Origin of the sequence: Mesorhizobium sp. Ca11 (assembly GCF_020165275.1) — a bacterium.
Classification (GTDB): Bacteria; Pseudomonadota; Alphaproteobacteria; order Rhizobiales; family Rhizobiaceae; genus Mesorhizobium.
This window is the reverse complement of record NZ_JAIUHU010000006.1, coordinates 271,483-291,867: the sequence shown is the minus strand read 5'-3', so window position 1 is coordinate 291,867 and position 20,385 is coordinate 271,483. Positions and strand designations below refer to the sequence as shown.

The following is a 20,385-nucleotide window of genomic DNA, read 5'->3' as shown; positions in this document are numbered from 1 at the left end:
AAGCCGGATGGGAGGCACTTGTGAGTGCAAATCATGACAGGGCGAACCTGCTCGAGGTTCGCGGCCTAACCAAGATATTCGGCACGCTGACGGCGTGCGATCACATCGATCTCAATATCGCAAAAGGCGAGATCCACGCGCTGCTCGGCGAGAACGGCGCCGGCAAGTCGACGCTGGTCAAGATGCTGTTCGGATCGCTCGAGCCGAACTCGGGCGAGATCTTCTGGGACGGCAAGCCGGTCAAGATCACCAGCCCGGGCGTGGCCAAGAAGCTCGGCATCGGCATGGTGTTCCAGCATTTCTCGCTGTTCGAGGCGCTGACAGCGGCCGAGAACATCGCGCTTTCGCTCAATGACGGCTCGCCGATCAGCAGCATCGCCGCGAAGGCGAGGGCATTGTCCTACAGCTACGGCCTGCCGCTCGATCCGGATTCGCTGGTCGGAGATCTTTCGGTCGGTGAACGCCAGCGCATCGAGATCATCCGCTGCTTGCTTCAGACGCCGCAGCTCATCATCCTCGACGAGCCGACCTCGGTGCTGACGCCGCAGGAGGCCGACAAGCTGTTCGAGACGCTGGAGCGCCTGCGCGCCGAAGGCAAATCGATCCTCTACATCTCGCACCGGCTGGAAGAGGTCAAACGCATCTGCGACCGCGCCACGGTGCTTCGCCACGGCAAGGTCGTCGGCCACTGCAATCCACGTGAGGAGACGGCCGCATCGCTTGCCCGCATGATGGTCGGAAGCGAGGTGAAGGCGGTGGTGCGTGCGCCGGCGGAAGGCATCGAAACGGCGTCGGCGCTGCTGGAAATCCGCAGCCTCAGCCGCAAGCCGGCGACACCCTTCGCCATCCCACTGAAGAACATCAATCTCACCGTACGTGCCGGCGAAGTGATCGGCATCGCGGGTGTGGCCGGCAACGGCCAGGGCGAGTTCTTCGAATCCGTCTCCGGCGAAGTGCTGCAGCAGGATACCGGTTCCGTGCGCATTCGCGGCAAGGACGCCGGCGGCCTTTCGATCACCGGCCGGCGGCTGATGGGGGCCGCCTTCGTGCCGGAGGAGCGGCTCGGCCATGGCGCAGCACCCCGCATGAAGCTTTCGGAGAACCTGCTTCTGTCTCGTCACGCCACTGACGGCAAGGCTTTCGTCGGTTCGGGCGGCACGGTGAAGAACGGCGCGGTTTACAGCGCTGCCCAGCGCATCATTAAAGCCATGGACGTGCGCAAGAGCGCGCCCGATCCGGAGGCCGCCGCATTGTCGGGCGGCAATCTGCAGAAATTCATTGTCGGCCGCGAGCTCGACCGTAGGCCCAGCGTCATGGTCGTCAACCAGCCGACCTGGGGCGTCGACGCCGGTGCGGCCGCTCACATCCGCCAGGCTTTGATCGAGCTCGCCCGCAGCGGCTCCGCTGTCCTTGTCATCAGCCAGGACCTCGACGAATTGTTCGAACTGTCGGACGCCATCGCCGTCATGCACAACGGAGAACTGTCGACGCCGCTGCCGATTGCCGAGGCGACTTTCGAGAGGATCGGCCTGTTGATGGGCGGCGCCGAGCCCGGCCATGCCGAACACAGCTTGGAGGTCGCATGATGCGCATCGAACTTGTCAAACGCCCGCAGCGCTCGGCGCTGTTCTCGATGCTGTCGCCTTTCATCGCCTTCGCGCTGACGATCATTGCCGGCGCCATCATGTTTGCGCTGCTCGGCGTCAATCCGCTCAACGCCTTCGAGATCTATTTCGTCGAGCCGGTCAGCCAGGTCTGGCAGTTGCATGAGCTCGCGATCAAGGCAGCGCCGCTGATCCTGATCGCGGTCGGCCTGTCGGTCTGCTACAAGGCCAACATCTGGAACATCGGCGCCGAAGGCCAGTTCATTTTCGGCGCGATCTTCGGCTCGATCATCCCGGTGCTGTTCCCGCAATTCGAAGGCCCGCTGGTGATCCCGCTGATGCTTTTGCTGGGCATGGTCGGCGGTGCCTTCTACGCATCGATCCCGGCACTTCTGAAGACGCGCTTCAGCACCAATGAGATCCTCACCAGCCTGATGCTGGTCTATGTCGCGCAGCTTTTCCTCGACTGGCTGGTGCGCGGTCCATGGCGCGATCCGCAAGGCCACGGCTTCCCGCAAACCATCCAGTTCGGCGATTCCGCCGTGCTGCCTGAGTTGATGCCGGATGCCGGCCGCGCCAATTGGGGTTTCGTCTTCGCGCTGGTCGCCGCGGTAGCGATCTGGCTGATGATGAGCCGCATGCTGAAAGGATTCGAGGTCCGCGTGCTGGGTTCAAGCCCAAGGGCAGGGCGCTTCGCCGGTTTCGACTTCAACCGGATGGTGTTCTTCGCCTTCCTTCTGTCCGGCGCGCTGGCCGGTCTGGCGGGCATTTCAGAGGTCTCCGGCGCCATCGGCCAGTTGCAGCCGGTGATCTCGCCCGGCTACGGCTTCACCGCCATCATCGTCGCCTTCCTTGGGCGCCTCAATCCGCTGGGCATCGTCGCGGCGGGCCTGGTGCTGGCGCTGACCTATCTCGGCGGCGAGGCGGTGCAGAGCGCGCTCGGTATTTCCGACAAAGTGGCGCGCGTGTTCCAGGGCATGCTTCTGTTCTTCGTGCTCGGCTGCGACACGCTCATCCATTACCGCATCCGCCTGATCGGCATGGCGCTGACGAAGCCGAAGGGCGCGGCGCTCGAAGCGGCGCCCAAGCTCGAGGAGGCTCGCTGATGGACATCACCGTCAACATCCTTTTGACCATCGCGACCGCGGCGACGCCGCTTCTGATCGCGGCGATCGGCGAGCTGGTGGTCGAGCGCTCGGGCGTGCTCAATCTCGGCGTCGAGGGCATGATGATCATGGGCGCCGTGGGCGGCTTCGGCGCCGGTTACCTCACCGGATCGCCGTGGATCGGCCTGCTAGCAGCTATCATCGTCGGCGCGCTGTTTTCGCTGCTGTTCGCCGTCATGACGCTGTCGCTCGCGACCAACCAGGTGGCGACCGGCCTATCGCTGACGCTGCTCGGCCTCGGTCTCTCGGGCATGATCGGCACCAGCTTCGTCGGTCAGCCGGGCGTGAGATTGCCCAATTTGGACATCCCGGGGATCAGCTCGATCCCGGTGGTCGGCAAGCTGGTCTTCGGCCAGGATCCGGTCTTCTACATCTCGATCGCGCTGACCGCGGCGGTGATGTGGTTCCTGTTCAGGACGCGCACGGGCCTGACGCTCCGCTCGATCGGCGACAGCCATACGTCGGCGCATGCGCTCGGCATCAAGGTCATCCGCTACCGCTATCTAGCCGTGATCTTCGGCGGCGCCTGCGCAGGCCTTGCCGGCGGTCACCTGTCGCTGGTCTACACGCCGCAATGGGTCGAGAACATGAGCGCGGGCCGCGGCTGGATCGCGCTGGCGCTGGTGGTGTTCGCGTCCTGGCGCCCGTGGCGGGTGTTGGCCGGCGCTTACATCTTCGGCGCGGTGTGGATCGGCCAGCTTCATGCACAGGCTTTTGGCATTCCGGTGCCTTCGCAGTTTCTTTCTTCGCTGCCCTATCTGGCAACCGTTGTGGTTCTCGTTCTAATCTCGCGCAACAAGCGGCTGACGATGATGAACACGCCGGCTTCGTTGGGGCAGCCATTTGTTCCGGATCGTTGACAACAACAAAAAGACGGGAAGCTCCAAGGCTTAACTCAGAGAGGTAACACAATGAAAAAACTGCTTATTGCGTTGATGACCACGGCCGCGGCCCTGTCCCTGGCGGCAACCGCCCAGGCCGCCGACAAGCTCAAGGCCTGCTGGGTCTATACGGGTCCGATCGGCGACTTCGGCTACTCCTATCAACACGACCAGGGCCGGCTCGAAGTCGAGAAGGCGCTCGGCGACAAGGTCGAGACCGCCTATCTCGAAAACGTCTCGGAAGGCCCGGACGCCGACCGCGCTTTCGAGCGCCTGGCGCGCGAGAAGTGCAAGATCATCTTCGGCACCTCCTTCGGCTTCATGGATGCCGAAGTGAAGGTCGCCAAGAAGTTTCCCAAGGTTATGTTCGAGCATGCTACCGGCTTCAAGACCGGCGACAATCTCGGCATCTACAACGCCCGCTTCTATGAAGGCCGCTATGTGCTCGGCCAGATCGCAGCCAAGGAATCGAAGAAGGGCCTCGCCGGCTACATCGTTTCCTTCCCGATCCCGGAAGTGGTGATGGGCATCAACTCCTTCATGCTCGGCGCGCAGTCGGTCAATCCCGACTTCAAGGTGAAGATCGTGTGGGTGAATTCCTGGTTCGATCCCGGCAAGGAAGCCGACGCCGCCAAGGCGCTGTTCGACCAGGGCGCTGATATCATCGTCCAGCACACCGACTCGACCGCCGCTCTGCAGGTCGCGGAGGAGCGCAAGCTGCACGGCTTCGGCCAGTCATCCGACATGATCAAGTTTGCACCGCACGCGCAGCTGACCTCGCTGACCGACGAATGGGGCCCGTATTACATCAGCCGCGTCCAGGCGGCGCTCGACGGCACCTGGAAGCCTGACAATGTCTGGCTCGGCATCAAGGACGGCGCCGTCAAGCTCGCCCCCTACACCAACATGCCTGACGACGTGAAGGCGATGGCCGAGGCGACCGAGAAGAAGATCGCCGGCGGCTGGAACCCCTTCACCGGACCTGTCTCCAAGCAGGATGGTTCGCCCTGGCTGAAGGACGGCGAGGTCGCCGACGACGGCACGCTGCTCGGCATGAATTTCTACGTCAAGGGCATCGACGACAAGCTGCCGCAGTAAGCGGCAAATCGCTGAACCGAAAGAAAAAGGGCGCCTCAGGCGCCCTTTTTTAAGCTGCGCGGGTCCGCGTGGGCCGTCAGACGGCCGAGCCGTAGAGGTCGTAAGCATCGGCGCGGTCGATCTTGACCGTGACGATCTCGCCGGCGCGCAGCGGCCGCCGCGACTGGATGTGCACGGAGCCGTCGATCTCTGGCGCGTCGTATTTGGTGCGGCCTTTGCCGGATGTGCCATGCGCCTCGTCGATCAGCACCGGCAGGCGCTTGCCGACTTTCCTGGCGAGCTGCGTTGCCGAGATCTTCTGCTGGCGCTGCATGAAGCGGTGCCAGCGCGCTTCCTTGATCTCCTGCGGCACCTGCTCCAGTCCGAGATCGTTGGAGCGCGCGCCCTTGACCGGCTCGTATTTGAAGCAACCGGCGCGGTCGATCCTGGCTTCGTCCAGCCAGTCGAGCAGCATCTCGAAATCGTCCTCGGTCTCGCCGGGGAAGCCGACGATGAAGGTCGAGCGGATGGCGAGATCCGGGCAGACCTCGCGCCAGCCGCGGATGCGGTCCAGCGTTTTTTCGCCATGCGCGGGGCGTCGCATGTTCTTCAGCACCTGCGGCGAGGCGTGCTGGAAGGGAATGTCGAGATAGGGGAGGATCTTTCCCTCCGCCATCAGCGGAATGACATCGGCGACATGCGGGTAGGGGTACACATAATGCATGCGTATCCAGATGCCGAGCTTGCCGAGCTCCTCGGCGAGGTCGAGGAATTTCGCCCGCACCTCGCGATCGCCAAACATCGACGTCTGGTACTTGATGTCGATGCCGTAGGCGCTGGTGTCCTGCGAGATGACCAGGATCTCCTTGACGCCGGCCTTGGCGAGCTTTTCGGCTTCGCGCAGCACGTCTGCGGCCGGGCGCGAGACGAGATCGCCGCGCAGCGCCGGAATGATGCAGAAGGTGCAGCGGTTGTTGCAGCCCTCGGAAATCTTCAGATAGGCGTAGTGGCGCGGCGTCAGCTTCACGCCCTGCGGCGGCAACAGGTCGACATAGGGATCGTGGCTGGGCGGGGCAGCCTCGTGCACCGCCGCCATCACGCTTTCATAGGCCTGCGGGCCGGTGATCGCCAACACGTTGGGATGCTTTTCGCGGATGACCTCCGGCTCGGCGCCGAGGCAGCCGGTGACGATGACGCGGCCGTTTTCGGAAAGCGCGGAGCCGATGGCGTTGAGCGATTCGTCGCGGGCGGAATCGAGAAAGCCGCAAGTGTTGACGACGACGAGGTCGGCGCCGTCATGCTTGCGTGCGATCTCGTAGCCCTCGGCGCGCAGCCGCGTGATGATGCGCTCGGAATCGACGAGCGCCTTCGGGCATCCAAGACTGACGAAACTGACGCGTGGGGCGGACATAAATTTGTTTTCCAAGAGATGAGGGCGAGATCGAGGAGCCTCAAGCTCCGAAGATCGATCTACGGCGCGCGGCTCTGAGCCATTTCGCGCGGCGCAATAGCACGCTTCGGCACAGAAGCAAACCTGCCAGCCGGCCACAACAAGAGGCGATGCAGCAGATGCTCGCCTTGAAAGAGCGTCAGTGGCCGTCCGATCCGAACCAGGGCGCCAGGAAAGCAAAATGGTCGGGAAACTGCTGCACGGCGCCCCCCAGAAGCATGTTCACCGCGACATAGAGGATGATCAGCAGGCCGACATAGGCGATCCAGCGGTATTTGTGCAGCAGGCGCGCGACGAAGGATGCGGCAAAGCCCATCAGCGCGATCGAAAGAACCAGTCCGATGATCAGCACCGTGGGATGCTTCATGGCTGCGCCGGCGACGGCGAGCACGTTGTCGAGCGACATCGAGACGTCGGCGATGACGATCTGCCAGGCAGCCTGCGAGAAGGTCTTGCGCGGGCCTTTTCCGGCGATTTTGCCGTCCTTGTTATAATCGCCGTTCGACAGCGCTTCTGTCGCGTCGCGCTCATCCTCGTGGCTGACGCGCAGCTCGCGCCACATCTTCCAGCATACCCACAGAAGCAGGAGCCCGCCGGCGATGAGCAGCATCGGGCCGATGCTCAGCAGCCATTGCGTGATCAGGGCAAAGACGATGCGCAGGACGGTGGCCGCCGCGATGCCGACCAGGATGGCGCGCTTGCGCTGATCGACGGGAAGGCCGGCTGCCGCGAGGCCGATCACAATTGCGTTGTCGCCGGCAAGCGCGAGATCGATTGCAACGACTTGGAGAAGAGCCGAAAGGCCTGCGGCAGTGAATATTTCCATCGACTAGAAATCCTTGCCTGAAATGAGCGTAGCCCTTTACCGGGACGGGCCTAAAGGCACGGTCCATCGGCGTCAAGACGCAGGGTTGGACATCGCCGGAAAACAAGGCCGGCAGCGCAAGCCCTCAAGGATTTAGGGAGTCGCCGGCAGCCGGCGAGGCCGAAAACTAGAGCGTTTCACCCGTTTCACGGAAACGGCGAACCGCTCTATCTCTTTGTTTTGACGCAATTCCGAACTGGAAACCGCTACGCACTTTCCCTGGAATTGCTCTAGTCGTAGAGATTATATTTGGCCCAGTCGGATTCCGGGATTTCGTCGCCGATCTTGTAGCGGAACTGCAGCACTTGCATATGGTCCGGCGCGGTCTGGCATTTGAACTTCAGCCGGTACCATTGGCCATTGCTGCGGAAGGCGGCGCCCGAGCTCTTGATGGCATCGGCGCTCATCTGCGGCGTGGCGAAGGCGTAGGCTACGACGCGGTCGGCCTTGTAGTTGCGATCGTCATGGCTGATCCGGTCGAGCACCTCGGCGTCACACCGCTGCTCAAGGCGGGTTTCAGGATCGAGTTTCATCAGGCCGGCGCGCAACGCATTGTCCATCGCCTTGGCCGGCAAGACCGGCGTCAGCGACGCCAGAACCATCAGGCAGAGCTTTTTCATGGGGGCGACAAGCAGCATATTTTGTCCGATAAATCAAATAAACGGTGCTTTACCAACTGTCGGTCGCCAGCGCCGCTTCGCTTCCAACGATTGCACCGTCTGCAACCCTTGATCGCCGCAAGCTGCGGGCTCATTAATTTGCGTGGAATGTCTATCTCGTCGATGCCGGAAGCTACGGATTTCAGGCAACTGAACCAGTCGGACTTGCGCCTCTTCTGGAGGTCGCGAAAAGGCCGGTCGCAACGCGTAGTCCATGATAGGCTACATGTAACCATTGCGGAAAATGACTCATGGCATCGGCAAGAAGCGCGAAATCCACGCGTGTGAAGGTGCAGGAACATCGGGAGCGGCTACGCGCCCAGGGCCTGCGGCCCATCCAGATTTGGGTGCCGGACGTGCGCGCCGCGTCATTTAAGTCCGAGGCGCACCGACAGTCGGCGGCGGTGGCCGCGAGCGCCCGTGCGGCCGAGGATCAGGCGTTCATAGACGCGGTATCCGACTGGGACGATGAATGAGGCGGGGCGAGGTCTGGACCGTCTCCGGCGGCAGGGACTATGCGGGCAAGCCGCGCCCGGTCGTCATCGTGCAGGATGACAGCTTTGACGCCACGGATTCGATCACGGTCTGCGCCTTCAGTACGGACCCGACCGATGCGCCGTTATTTCGGCTTCCGGTGAGCCGAACGAGAGCAACGGGCTGCGCTCTCCTTCCCGGCTGATGGTGGACAAGATCACCTCGGTTCCGAAGTCGAAGGTCGGCGACCGGATCGGGCGGCTCGACGACGAGGATATGGTTCGGCTCAATCAGGCGGTGATGGTCTTTCTCGGCCTGGCGGTATCGCCGAGGCTTGGCCGGAAAGGGGAATGCTGGGCGCGCGTCGGCGCCCTCTGTATCCGGCAATCCGCGCCTGCCGCCTTGCGCCTGTCTTTGCCCGCCACCGCGCTCCATGCGCGGTGCCCACTCAGGGACCGAAATGGCGGAGGGAGTGGGATTCGAACCCACGGTGAACTTGCGCCCACGCCGGTTTTCAAGACCGGTGCCTTAAACCGCTCGGCCATCCCTCCACTATGGTTTTTCAACCATTTTGGTCATCGCGACCGGTTGATTCGGTTGGCACCGAAGGCATTCCCCGGCCGGTTTGCGCTTTATTCCTGTAGTGCGGCTTTCAGGGCCGCGTCAACCACTGCGGCGGCACCTTCCAACTGTCACGGCAAAAGGTGGGCATAAATTCGGAGTGACCCGACGGCTACGTTGCCGGGGCCGGCGGAAACGACATGCACCTGAACGGCTGGGGAAATCCGCTGGAAGAGATGGCGATCTGGTCAGTCGCATTAGTATTCTCTAAACCATGTCCAGGCGCCGAAGGAGGGTAACTATGTCGACCCGAGATGATCTACAGGAGCTTTGGGACTTGTATGTCGCAGCGTATCGATCGAGGAATGCATCTGGCTGTGCTGCTATCTTCACCGAGAACGCGGAAATGCATTCACCCTATGGGCCTCCGGCGCGGGGGCGAGCGGCAATAGAGGCGCTGCACGAAATTTGGGTTCAACATGCCGGGCCGAATAAAACCCTTCAGGTGATCGAAGCGGGTAGCTCTGGAAATCTAGCGTGGACATTGGCCGGCTATTCGGAAGGAGAGGCGGTCGGCAACGGCACCTCGCTGAGTGTCTTTGAGCGTCAGGCTGGCGGAGGTTGGCTGATCCGGATGTGCAGTCTCAACAGTACTGACACCACCGGATAGATGTATAGCTGGCCACAACGGCACGGCGGCAATCATCCCAATCGCGTTGACGTGCGGCACGGCTTACGAATGGTAGCCCGACCTAACGTAGCCAGGTTAGCTCCTGGCGGACGGTTCGGCGCATTGACAATGACGTCATGACCCTGCCAATCTCAATCTGCTAATATTTAAACAGGGGGACAATCATGAAGAAAACCTACGAGAAACCCGTTCTGACAAAACGTGGCATGCTGTCTCGTGCGACCGCCCAGCAGGCGCCATCCAACCTGGAATAGCGCGCAAACCTTTATTCTTTTTCGGGTTTGACGCGCCGGCGATCTTATGGCCAGCGCTGTTGGCAGCCAAGAATACTCGAACGAGCACGGACTTTCCGAGCGACGGTGTCACCGCCTCTCGCCATAATCTCGCCCTGTTGCGGCCATAATCGATTAACATCGTGATAAGCAATTCCTGTGCAAAAGGGATTGGGGATCAAGGTGTTGGCCTGGTGGGCGACTTCTGGCCCCGTCTGGTGACAGCACGGTAGGGGACAATCGAGACATGCAGACCCTGACGCGCCCGCGTCTTCGTCGCGCTTCTGCTTTCGCCCTGTGCGCCCTTTCGGGCCTGCTGCTGGCTGCCTGCGCCTCGCAACCCGAACCGAAGGGGATGGTCTACAAGAAGGGCCGCTCCAAGGAATATTTCGCCGAGTCCGAATATGGCGTGAAGGCGAGCCCTCGTGTCCAGTTCATGCGGCGCGGCGGCGGCCGCGACCAGCTCGGCAAGCCCTATCAGGTGCGCGGCAAGTGGTACTATCCCAAGGAAGACAAGGGCTACGCCAAGGTCGGCCTGGCTTCCTGGTACGGCGATGCGTTTCATGGTCGTCTGACCGCCAATGGCGAAGTCTACGACATGACGCATCTGACGGCAGCGCATCCGACGATGCCGCTGCCGAGCTATGCCCGCGTCACCAATCTGGAGACCGGCAGTTCGGTGATCGTGCGCGTTAACGACCGCGGCCCGTATCACGAAGGCCGCATCATCGACGTATCCGAACGCGCGGCGCAGATGCTCGACTATGCCAAGGTCGGCACGGCCAGGGTCAAAGTGGAATATGTCGGCCGCGCGCCGCTCGACGGCGATGACGACCAGTATCTGGTGGCCTCCTATCATCCCGGCAACAACCGGCCGGATCCTTCGGACGGCCTGCCGACCGGCGTCATGGTGGCCATGAACGGCCCGTCGCCGAGCGTGCCGGTCGCGGCGTCTCCGGCCGCCGCGCCGTTTCCGGGCGAGTTGACCAATTCGGGGCGGGCCTTTGCAGCGCAGCCGGGGCTTTCGGATCAGCCGGCCGTCCAGCCGGCCGCATTCGCCGTCCAGGGCGCCAGCGATGTCGCGCTGCCGGATTTCGGCCCGATCGTGCCGGAACGGCCGGATTTCACGCTTCCGCCGAACTCGCCCTTCGCCATGGCCTCCCTGTCTTACGCGGATGAGCGGGTAGAGCGCGCCGATGTCTTTGCCGCGCTCGATTCCGGCGGCATGTCGCCGGCCGATATCCTGCGTTCATGGAAGAAATCGAACCGAGAGCTACAGACGCCTGCGTCCGACTATGTCGCCGCCGGTTCCTTCGACGAGGCCGCGAAGGCAAAGCGTGTGGCCGCAGCGCTCGAGCCGTTCGGCCGGACCGAGATCCAGCGCACCGAGCTCGACGGCAATGACTGGTATGCGGTGAATGTCTATCCGGACGGCCATGGCAGCGTCGACGACCTGCTCCAGGCAGCCTGGTCGCATGGCGCGCCGGACGCGCTTGTTGTGCGTAACTGATCAAATTCGCGCTGCCCGTTGATCCGGCCGGAAAAACCCTGATAGCTTGGCCGTGGGGTAGTCTTTGCGCATTCTGGAGCGGCTCTGCGCTTTCCGGGTTGCTCAGATCGGGTCGACATTTCATGCAGTTCCGCATTTTTCTGCCTTTCGCCAGCCTTCTGGGATTGGCGCTGGTGTTGCTTTGCGCCGCCCCGGCGAGCGCGCAGCTCTTCGAGACCAAGGCGGCGCAGGCGTTCATGATCGATGCCGACACCGGCACCGTGCTCTTCGCCAAGGACCCCGACAAGCCGATCCCGCCGGCTTCTATGGCTAAGCTGATGACGATGGAAATGGTCTTCAACGCCATCAAGTCGAAGCGGATCACGCTCGACGACACTTTCGTCGTGAGCGAAAACGCCTGGCGCACCGGCGGCGCGCCGTCCGGAACCTCGACCATGTTCGCCAAGCTCAAATCCGAGGTCCGCGTCGAGGATTTGATCCAGGGCGTCACCGTGCAGGCCGCCAATGACGGCTGTATCGTGCTCGCCGAGGGAATGGCGGGCTCGGAAGCGAATTTCGCCGCGCAGATGACCGATCGCGCCCGCCAGCTCGGCCTCTCGAAATCGACCTTCGTCAATTCGACCGGCCTGCCGGCCGACGGGCAGCAGACGACGGTGCGGGAGCTGACCATGCTGGCGCTGCATCTGTGGCGCGACTATCCGGAGTTCTTCCACTATTACGGCCAGCCGGACTTCACCTGGAATAAGATCTCGCAGAGGAACCGCAATCCGCTGATCGCCATGGGCATCGAGGCCGATGGCTTCGTGGCAGGTGCCAGCGAGCAGGCGGGCTTCGGCCTGGTCGGCACCGTCAGTCACAACGGCACGCGTGTGATCGCCGCGCTCAGCGGATTGGCCAATGACCGCGAGCGCTCCGAAGAGGCGCGCAAGCTGCTCGAATGGGGCTCGCGGTCATTCCAGAAGACCGAGATCTTCGCCAAGGACGAGGTGGTCGGAGAAGCACAGGTTTTCGGCGGCGCCAAGTCCGGCCTGGCCTTGAAAGCCAAAGGCCCCGTGGACATCTTTCTGCCGATAGCCAACCGCGACAAGCTGACCGCCAGGATCGTCTACCAGGGTCCGGTGTCGGCACCGGTCGAGGAGGGGCAACCGGTCGGGGAATTGCGCGTTTGGATAGGCGAGACGCTGAGCCAGCAGACGCCGCTCTATGCCGCAGAATCGGTGAAGGTGGGTACGCTGCCGCAGCGCGCGTTGGACGCGGCCAAGGAACTCGCTGTCGGCTGGCTGCGGCAGAAACATTTGTGATCGGGCAAGTTCGTGGACCTTTTGTCGGACGGGAGCTATGACAGCGGCCAGCACGGGCAAAGGCAGTCTCGATTGGCGAGCGGATTTTTCATCACCTTCGAGGGCGGCGAAGGAGCAGGCAAGTCGACGCAGATCGAGCGGCTGGCGCGGCGCATGCGCGCCAAGAAATACGAGGTCCTGGTCAGCCGCGAACCGGGTGGATCGCCCGGCGCCGAAGCCGTAAGGCATGTGCTTCTGTCCGGGGCGGCCGAGCCGTTCGGCCCGAAGATGGAGGCGATCCTGTTCGCCGCCGCGCGCTCCGACCATGTCGAGCAGGTCATCCGGCCGGCGGTCGAGCGCGGCTCGATCGTGCTGTGCGACCGTTTCATCGATTCCTCTCGCGTCTACCAGGGCGTCACCGGCGGGCTCGATGCCGATTTCATGAAGGCGCTGGAGGCGGTGGCCATCAACGGCATGATGCCCGACATGACGCTGATCTTCGACATCGATCCCGCTGAAGGCCTGAAACGGGCCGCCGCGCGGCGCGGCGCCGATGACGCCGCCGATCGCTTCGAGAAGGAGACTTTGGCCATCCACCGGCGGCGGCGCGAGGCTTTCCTGGCCATCGCCGCGGCCGAACCGGAGCGCTGCGTCGTCATCGACGCCTCCGCCGATCCCGATACGGTGGAGAACGTCGTCACCGCCGCCGTCTTCGCAGCGCTGGAAGAGCGGATGCCGGCGCAAAGGATTGAGACGGCGCCGGCATGATCTTCGAACGCATCGCCCCCGAACAGCACGACACGCTGGACGGCGTGCCCGAGCCCGCCGAAACGCCGCGGCTGATCGGCCACGCGACGGCGGCAGGGATGCTTGCCAGCGCCTACCGCACCGGCAAGCTGCCGCATGCGCTGATTTTCGCCGGGCCCCAAGGCATCGGCAAGGCGACGCTGGCGTTCCACATGGCGCATCATCTTCTGAGATATCCGGATTTCAAGACGGCGCCCGACACGCTTGCCGTTCCCGATCCGGCCTCCTCGCTGTTTCGCCAGATCGCCACCGGCGCGCATCCTTCGGTGCTGCACCTCACCCGTCCGGCCAATGACAAGACCAAGAGCTTCAAGACGGTGCTGACCGTCGACGAGATCCGCAAGGTCAGCCGCTTCCTGTCGATGACCTCGCATGACGGCAGCTACCGCGTCGTCATCGTCGATCCGGCCGACGACATGAACACCAACGCCGCAAATGCCTTGCTCAAGAATCTCGAAGAGCCGCCGGCGCGCACCCTGTTCATTCTGGTGGTGCATGCGCCGGGCAGCCTGTTGCCGACGATCCGCTCGCGCTGCCAGATGGTGCGGCTGGCGCCTTTGGCCGCCGACGAACTGATGGCGGTGCTGGAAAATGTCGAGCCGCCGCCGCCGGACGATCCGGGCGCGCGCGCGGCGCTCGCCGAGCGGGCAGGGGGCAGCGCCCGCAACGCGATCCTGCTCACCCAATATGGCGGGCTGGAGATCGCCGGCGCGCTCGACACGCTGGTGGCGGCCAGGAAGCCCGACATTGCCGGCGCCCATCGCCTTGCCGAAGCCGTGGCGGGACGCGATCAGGCAATCCAGTTCGACATCTTCAACCGTCGCGCGCTCGACCTGCTTTCGACCGCCGCCAGCGACGCCGCGCTTGCCGGCGATCTCGCCCGGGCCAAAACCCTGTCCGAGGCTTGGCACGAGGCGCTGAACACGATATCTGAGGCTGAGACCTACAACCTCGACAAGAAGCAGCACGCCCTGACCATGATCGACCGCCTGAATTCTGCGATGCGAATGTGACGGCTCGTTCGATGCATGCCGTTGGCCCAGTTTTGGGCGGCATGCATTGGCCTCGGGATGGCAATCGACGTTCCGATACGATATCCACCGCCACAACTCACATTCAGATATTCATGACGGTTCATTCATGTCACGCAACACATTCTACATCACGACCGCGATCTCCTACCCAAACGGCAAGCCGCATATCGGCCATGCCTATGAGCTGATTGCCACCGACGCGCTTGCCCGCTTCCAGCGGCTGGACGGCAAGGATGTCTTCTTCCTGACCGGCACCGACGAGCACGGCATCAAAATGCTGCAGACGGCGCGCAAGGAAGGCATCACGGCGCGCGAGCTCGCCGACCGCAACTCGGCCGAGTTCAGGCGCATGGCCACCGCGCTCAACGCTTCCAACGACGATTTCATCCGCACCACCGAGGAGCGGCATTACGCGTCCTCGCAAGCGATCTGGAAGGCGATGGCCGCCAATGGCGACATCTACAAGGGCGGCTATGCCGGTTGGTATTCGGTGCGCGACGAGGCCTATTACGGCGAGGAGGAGACCGAGGTTCGCCCCGACAATGTCCGCTACGGGCCGCAGGGAACGCCGGTGGAATGGGTCGAGGAAGAAAGCTATTTCTTCCGGCTGTCGGCCTACCAGGACAGGCTGATTGCGCTTTACGAGAGCCAGCCCGATTTCATCGGTCCGGCCGAGCGCCGCAACGAAGTGATGAGCTTCGTCAAATCGGGGCTGAAGGATCTGTCGGTCTCGCGCACCACTTTCGACTGGGGCGTGCCGGTGCCGGGCGACGAAAAGCACGTGATGTATGTATGGGTCGACGCCTTGACCAATTACATCACCGGCGTCGGCTATCCCAATGAAAACGATGAGAAATGGCGGTTTTGGCCTGCCGATGCGCACATCATCGGCAAGGACATCGTGCGCTTCCACGCCGTCTATTGGCCGGCCTTCCTGATGTCGGCGGGAATCCCGTTGCCGAAGCGCGTCTTCGGCCATGGCTTCCTGTTCAACCGGGGCGAGAAGATGTCGAAGTCGGTCGGCAACGTCATCGACCCGTTCACCATGGTCGAGCACTACGGTGTCGACCAGGTGCGCTATTTCTTCCTGCGCGAGGTGCCGTTCGGCCAGGACGGCAATTACAGCCATGAGGCGATCGTCAACCGCACCAATGCCGATCTTGCCAACGGCCTCGGCAATCTGGCGCAGCGCTCGCTGTCGATGATTGCCAAGAACTGCGGCGGCAAGGTGCCGGCGCGCGGCGACCTTACCGAGGCCGACACGGCGATCCTCGACGAGGCGGTCGAAGCGCTGGCCGTTTCTCGTCGGGCGATGGCGGAGCAGGGCATCCATCTGGCGCTGGCGGCGATCTTCGGCGTTGTTGCCGAAGCCGACCGCTATTTCGCCTCTCAGGAGCCGTGGGCGCTGCGCAAGACCAATCCGGAGCGCATGGAAACCGTGCTGTGGACGACGGCCGAGCTGGTGCGCCGGGTGACGCTGCTTTGCCAGCCTTTCATTCCCGGATCGGCGGCCAAGCTGCTCGACCTGTTGGCCGTGCCCGCTGACAGCCGCGCTTTCGAGCACGTCCATGCCAACCACGCGCTGGAGCCAGGCACTGCCTTGCCGGCGCCGGAGGGCGTATTTCCGCGCTATGTCGAGCAGGATGGCAATAGCTGATGCTGGTCGACAGCCATTGCCATCTCGACTTCCCGGACTTCGCCGAGGAGCGGACGGCTGTCGTCGCCCGCGCTCTCGCCGCCGGAATCGGCCGCATGGTGACGATCTCGACGCGGGTTAAGCGATTTCAGCAGGTCCTTGAAATTGCTGAATCTTTCAATGAGGTCTATTGCTCGGTCGGCACCCATCCGCACAATGCGGCGGAAGAGCTCGACGTCACCACTGACGAGCTGGTGCGGCTTTCCGGCCATCCCAAGGTGGTGGCGATCGGCGAGGCCGGGCTCGATTATTACTATGACAAGGCGCCGCGCGATGCGCAGGCGCAAGGCTTTCGCACCCATATCGCGGCCGCGCGCCGCACCGGCCTGCCGCTGGTCATCCATGCACGCGATGCCGACGACGACATGGCGTCGATCCTCGAGGACGAAACAGGGAAGGGCGCCTTCCCCTTTATCCTGCACTGTTTTTCGTCCGGACGCAGGCTGGCCGAAGTCGGCGTGACGCTGGGCGGCTATGTCTCCTTCTCCGGCATTCTAACCTTCAAGAACTCCGCCGAACTGCGCGCCATCGCCGCCGATGTGCCGCGCCACCGGTTGCTGGTCGAGACCGACGCGCCCTACCTTGCGCCGGTCCCGCATCGCGGCAAACGCAACGAGCCGGCCTATGTGGCGAACACGGCCAAGGTGCTCGCCGAGACCATCGGCGTCAGCGAGGCCGAGATCGCCGATATTACCACCGGGAACTTCTTCAGGCTGTTCACCAAAATGCCGCGTCCCGAAACGGCTGCGGGCTGAGGCATGAGCGACCGGCTGCGCTTTACCGTTCTTGGCTGCGGCTCATCGCCCGGCACGCCGCGCATCACCGGTGATTGGGGCAATTGCGACCCCAAGAACCCGAAGAACCGGCGCATGCGTACGGCCGCCCTGGTCGAGCGGATTGCTGCCAACGGCGCGCGCACCACGGTCGTCATCGACACCGGGCCGGATTTCCGCGAGCAGATGCTGCTGGCCTCCGTCAAGCGCATCGATGCAGTCGTCTACACGCATCCGCATGCCGACCACATCCACGGCATCGACGATCTGCGCGGCTATGTGCTCGAGCAACGCCATCGTATCGACATCCATGCCGACGAGCCGACCATGCTGCGGCTGCGCCAGGCGTTCGGCTATTGCTTCGAGACGCCGCCAGGCAGTTCCTATCCGCCGATCGTCAAGGCGCACATCATCGATCACGCCAGGCCGGTCGTGATCGAAGGCGAGGGGGGTCCCCTCACCCTCGAGCCGCTGCCGCAGTTCCATGGCGACATCATCTCGCTCGGCTTCCGCATCGGCGGGCTTGCCTATTGCCCTGATATCAGCGGCTTTCCGGACGCCACCATTGAGCGTTTGCGCGGCCTCGACACGCTGGTGATCGACGCGCTGCAGTACAACACCCATCCCAGTCATCTGTCGCTTGGCCAGGCGCTGGAGTGGATCGAAAAGCTGACGCCGAGGAACGCCGTGCTGACCCATATGCATGTGCCGCTCGACTACGCTATTGTGATGGCCGAGACGCCGGAGCATGTCGTGCCGGCCTATGACGGCATGGCGATCGAAATTCCTTACGAGTCAGAGCGGTAGCGAAAGCTGTTCAGTCGGCGCCGCAGTTTGTCTGTTGAACCTTCTGCAGCGATCTCGAAGTCGAAGCGCTGCCGCGGCGTTTGTTGCCGGCAGCGAAAGCCGCAGCAATTCCTGGACGTGCCCGCCACGCCTCAGTTCCATAATCTATCTTATGCGACTTTCCTATATGGCCACGGAGATGTCGAAAGCGATGTCACACAGCCCTGCTCGCCAGCCGCACGGAGCTGTTGCGCATTGACGGGTACGCACAGAATTCGTCCCTCATTGCGGCAGCAAGTGCTCGGAACTCAACCGCCGAACCTCGCGTTGGCCTGGTGAGCGGTTTGAGGACCTTTGCATGCATTCACGGATTGAGTTGGCAAGCTGCACGGAATTGTCTTTCCTCGCGGCTGGAGAGCGCTCCAAACCGGCTCTTCTGCTTCTTCACGGTTTTCCGAGTTCCTCCAGGACCTTTCGCCGCGTCATTCCCGCATTGTCGAAGGTGGCTTATGTGGTTGCTCCCGACATGCCTGGGTTCGGCATGTCCGATGCTCTGCCCGAGCCGTCCTTCGATGGTTTTGCCGATGCGATCTCGGAGTTGCTCAGCCACCTCTCGGTCGGCCCCCGCTACATCTACCTTCATGACTTTGGCGCGCCGGTCGGGCTGCGGATAGCCATGCGGGCTCCCGACGCGGTGTTGGGCTTGATCATCCAGAACGCCAACGCGCATCGGAGCGGAATGGGGCCATCCTGGAAGGCGACACAGGACTTTTGGGCCAATCCGAACCCAGACAATGAAGCGAAAGCCACCGCGCATCTGACCTTCGAGGGCACGCGAGACCAGTATGTGGCAGGTGTTCCCGACGATGTGGCCGCACAAATTCCGCACGAGAACTGGGAGGAAGACTGGCGCGTGATGCAGCGCCCCGGAGGCATGGAGACGCAGCGCGCGCTCATTGCGGACTATGGCAACTACGTCGCTCGCTTCGACGCGATTGCCGACTATCTGCAGCACAGACAGCCTCGCGCCCTGATGCTGTGGGGCCGGCATGACGCGTTCTTCGACCTGGCAGAGACGCTGTCATGGATGCAGGCCCTGCCGAGGATGGAAGCACACATTCTCGACGGGCCTCATTTCCTGCTGGAAACGCATGCCAACCAAGCTGCGTCGTTGATGGTCGACTTCCTGAAACGGCAATAGAACAGTCCTTGAGGTCTGGCCGACCAGAACGCGGCCGACCCTGAGGACTACATTGTCCGGCATCAAAGTTCTGGCCGCTGCCCTGTCAGTCCATTTCCGCTCGGCGTCGTCTCTCGCTTGCCTGGCGCAGGCCAGGTTGGATAATTTATTTTCATGGCTGCCGGAATCTCAGATCGGATATCCGCCTTCGTCGAAGCGCTTCCATTGAAGCCGGGACTTCGCGTCCTGGAGATCGGATGCGGTCCCGGCGTTGCCGCTCGCGATGTCGCTCGCCGCATCGACGGCGGCTTCATTCTGGCCATCGACCGCTCGGAGAAGGCAATCCGATTGGCGCGGGCGCGATCGGCTGATGAGATGGCTTGGGGCTGCCTTGATTTCAGGCATGCGGCAATCGAAGATTTCGCATTGAGTGCTGACGAGGCTCTTTTTGACATCGCCTTCGCCATGCGGGTCGGCGCGCTCGACGGGCGTCACCCCGAGGCCCACCGTGCGGCCCTGACGCGGATCAAGGCGGCGCTGCAGCCGCATGGCAGGCTTTTCATCGACGGCGGCGATCCGCTGAAAGAGATTGATTTGGTGCGTGGCTTGATGTTCCGCGAAGCGCCGCAAAACTCCAGGCCGAAGCAATTACCCTGCCCCAAGCTGCCATAGCGCCGCGGCGCAACAAAGAAAGCATCCAGAAAATGACCGCTTCGCCTTCCTTTCTCGGCTTTCCCGATCGCCTCGCCGACGGGCGCGTGCCGCGAGCCGTGATCTTCGGGGCGGGTCATGGAAGCACCTATCGCGGTCAGAACAGCAGCGGCCATGCCTCGGCCGCTGACGCCATCCGAGCTGCAAGCCAGGATGACATTCCGCTGACGGAGCACTGGGATTTCGACCTCGGCGGCCCGCTGTTCGATGGCGGACCGGTCTGCTGCGTCGATGCCGGCGATGTCTTGACCACCATGCATGACAATGCCGGCAACCGGGCCCGTATCGAGGCGAAGACGCGCGAGGTGCTGGTACTGCCGGCGGTGCCGATCCTGCTTGGCGGCGACGATTCCGTCGTCATTCCCTTCCTCGCCGGCTTTGCCGATCACGGGCCAATCTGGATCCTGCAGATCGACGCCCATATCGATTGGCGCGACGAGGTGCATGGCGAACGCTACGGCTATTCGAGCCCGATGCGGCGGGCGAGCGAGATGGCGCATGTCGCCGGCATGGTGCAGGTCGGCCTGCGCAGTGTCGGCAGCGCACGCATCGGCGAAATTGAAGCGGCGCGGCGCTACGGCAGCCGCTTCGTCACGGCTCGCGAGGTTCACGCCCAGGGCGTCGAAGCCGCTTTGCGGCATATTCCGGAAGGCGCGCGCGTCGTCGTCACCCTTGACTGCGACAGCCTCGATCCATCGATCATGCCGGGCGTGGCCGCGCGCACGCCTGGCGGCCTCAGCTACACGCAGCCGATCGACCTGATCGCAGGCCTCGGCAAGCGGGCGAGGATTGCGGGATTCGACCTTGTCGAGCTCTATCCTCCCGCTGACATTGACGGTCTGTCGGCCATCACCGCGTCGCGTCTTGTTGTCAACGCGATCGGCGCCATTGTCCGGCAGACCGGCTGA

20 protein-coding genes, 1 tRNA gene and 1 pseudogene are annotated in these 20,385 nt (G+C 63.1%); 18 read left to right on the top strand and 4 right to left on the bottom strand.

Annotated elements, in window-relative coordinates; translation table 11 throughout:
• Positions 1–20 precede the first annotated feature (20 nt).
• From LB538_RS13690 to LB538_RS13675, 4 genes are read left to right on the top strand one after another with little or no spacing between them, the layout of a single operon-like run.
• A complete protein-coding gene (locus tag LB538_RS13690) occupies positions 21–1,586 on the top strand; it encodes an ABC transporter ATP-binding protein (protein WP_224530217.1) in 1,566 nt (521 codons plus the stop codon).
• The gene (locus LB538_RS13685; protein WP_224530214.1) at positions 1,583–2,710 is read left to right on the top strand and encodes an ABC transporter permease; all 1,128 of its coding nucleotides are present in this window, start codon (positions 1,583–1,585) and stop codon (positions 2,708–2,710) included. Before LB538_RS13690 ends, LB538_RS13685 begins: the two co-directional genes overlap by 4 nt.
• Entirely contained in the window at positions 2,710–3,630 is a 921-nt protein-coding gene (locus LB538_RS13680; RefSeq protein ID WP_140843343.1) for an ABC transporter permease, read from the top strand. The genes LB538_RS13685 and LB538_RS13680 overlap by 1 nt, the downstream gene beginning before the upstream one ends.
• A gap of 51 nt (positions 3,631–3,681) precedes the next feature.
• Positions 3,682–4,749 carry a BMP family ABC transporter substrate-binding protein gene (locus LB538_RS13675; protein ID WP_140545690.1) on the top strand — a complete coding sequence of 356 codons (1,068 nt, stop codon included), beginning with the start codon at positions 3,682–3,684 and terminating at the stop codon, positions 4,747–4,749.
• A gap of 76 nt (positions 4,750–4,825) precedes the next feature.
• On the opposite strand, the gene rimO is transcribed toward LB538_RS13675, so the two are convergent.
• The 3 genes from rimO to LB538_RS13660 form a co-directional block, all read right to left on the bottom strand.
• Positions 4,826–6,139: a 30S ribosomal protein S12 methylthiotransferase RimO gene (rimO, locus tag LB538_RS13670; protein ID WP_224530212.1), complete on the bottom strand. Its 1,314-nt coding sequence runs from the start codon at positions 6,137–6,139 to the stop codon at positions 4,826–4,828.
• A gap of 178 nt (positions 6,140–6,317) precedes the next feature.
• Positions 6,318–7,004, bottom strand: coding sequence for a TerC family protein (locus LB538_RS13665; RefSeq protein WP_095765435.1), 687 nt, complete (start codon positions 7,002–7,004; stop codon positions 6,318–6,320).
• Between the two features lie 269 nt (positions 7,005–7,273).
• Positions 7,274–7,681 carry a DUF930 domain-containing protein gene (locus LB538_RS13660; RefSeq protein ID WP_181181276.1) on the bottom strand — a complete coding sequence of 136 codons (408 nt, stop codon included), beginning with the start codon at positions 7,679–7,681 and terminating at the stop codon, positions 7,274–7,276.
• A 272-nt stretch (positions 7,682–7,953) separates the two neighbouring features.
• Between LB538_RS13660 and LB538_RS13655 the strand changes: the two genes are divergently transcribed.
• Positions 7,954–8,178, top strand: coding sequence for an antitoxin MazE family protein (locus tag LB538_RS13655; RefSeq protein WP_140843349.1), 225 nt, complete (start codon positions 7,954–7,956; stop codon positions 8,176–8,178).
• Positions 8,175–8,473 (top strand): annotated as a pseudogene (locus tag LB538_RS13650) (type II toxin-antitoxin system PemK/MazF family toxin); the annotation flags it as partial. The gene LB538_RS13655 and the pseudogene LB538_RS13650, both read left to right, overlap by 4 nt.
• Before the next feature lie 164 nt (positions 8,474–8,637).
• On the opposite strand, the gene LB538_RS13645 reads toward LB538_RS13650, so the two are convergent.
• A tRNA-Ser gene (locus LB538_RS13645) sits at positions 8,638–8,727 on the bottom strand.
• 311 nt (positions 8,728–9,038) lie between these two features.
• On the opposite strand from LB538_RS13645, the gene LB538_RS13640 reads away from it, so the two are divergent.
• From LB538_RS13640 to LB538_RS13585, 12 genes are all read left to right on the top strand, one after another.
• Positions 9,039–9,407 (top strand): YybH family protein, encoded by a 369-nt coding sequence (locus tag LB538_RS13640; RefSeq protein ID WP_224530208.1) that lies wholly within the window; start codon positions 9,039–9,041, stop codon positions 9,405–9,407.
• Positions 9,408–9,592: 185 nt separating this feature from the next.
• Complete coding sequence (locus tag LB538_RS13635) at positions 9,593–9,682, top strand: putative RiPP precursor (RefSeq protein ID WP_224530206.1); 90 nt, start codon at positions 9,593–9,595, stop codon at positions 9,680–9,682.
• A gap of 265 nt (positions 9,683–9,947) precedes the next feature.
• Positions 9,948–11,210, top strand: coding sequence for a septal ring lytic transglycosylase RlpA family protein (locus LB538_RS13630; RefSeq protein ID WP_224530204.1), 1,263 nt, complete (start codon positions 9,948–9,950; stop codon positions 11,208–11,210).
• A 122-nt stretch (positions 11,211–11,332) separates the two neighbouring features.
• The gene (locus tag LB538_RS13625) at positions 11,333–12,511 is read left to right on the top strand and encodes a D-alanyl-D-alanine carboxypeptidase family protein (protein WP_140843361.1); all 1,179 of its coding nucleotides are present in this window, start codon (positions 11,333–11,335) and stop codon (positions 12,509–12,511) included.
• A 72-nt stretch (positions 12,512–12,583) separates the two neighbouring features.
• Positions 12,584–13,258 carry a dTMP kinase gene (gene tmk / locus LB538_RS13620; RefSeq protein WP_140843363.1) on the top strand — a complete coding sequence of 225 codons (675 nt, stop codon included), beginning with the start codon at positions 12,584–12,586 and terminating at the stop codon, positions 13,256–13,258.
• Positions 13,255–14,310: a DNA polymerase III subunit delta' gene (locus tag LB538_RS13615; protein WP_140843365.1), complete on the top strand. Its 1,056-nt coding sequence runs from the start codon at positions 13,255–13,257 to the stop codon at positions 14,308–14,310. The genes tmk and LB538_RS13615 overlap by 4 nt, the downstream gene beginning before the upstream one ends.
• 127 nt (positions 14,311–14,437) lie before the next feature.
• Positions 14,438–15,988, top strand: a complete 1,551-nt coding sequence (gene metG, locus LB538_RS13610) for a methionine--tRNA ligase (RefSeq protein ID WP_224530201.1) — start codon at positions 14,438–14,440, stop codon at positions 15,986–15,988.
• Positions 15,988–16,782: a TatD family hydrolase gene (locus tag LB538_RS13605; protein WP_224530199.1), complete on the top strand. Its 795-nt coding sequence runs from the start codon at positions 15,988–15,990 to the stop codon at positions 16,780–16,782. The genes metG and LB538_RS13605 overlap by 1 nt, the downstream gene beginning before the upstream one ends.
• 3 nt (positions 16,783–16,785) lie before the next feature.
• On the top strand, positions 16,786–17,607 hold the full coding sequence (locus LB538_RS13600; RefSeq protein ID WP_224530197.1) for an MBL fold metallo-hydrolase: 822 nt from the start codon (positions 16,786–16,788) through the stop codon (positions 17,605–17,607).
• Positions 17,608–17,944: 337 nt separating this feature from the next.
• A complete protein-coding gene (locus LB538_RS13595; RefSeq protein ID WP_224530195.1) occupies positions 17,945–18,787 on the top strand; it encodes an alpha/beta fold hydrolase in 843 nt (280 codons plus the stop codon).
• A gap of 153 nt (positions 18,788–18,940) precedes the next feature.
• A complete protein-coding gene (locus tag LB538_RS13590) occupies positions 18,941–19,438 on the top strand; it encodes a class I SAM-dependent methyltransferase (RefSeq protein WP_224530192.1) in 498 nt (165 codons plus the stop codon).
• A gap of 32 nt (positions 19,439–19,470) precedes the next feature.
• Positions 19,471–20,385, top strand: a complete 915-nt coding sequence (locus tag LB538_RS13585; RefSeq protein WP_224530190.1) for an agmatinase — start codon at positions 19,471–19,473, stop codon at positions 20,383–20,385.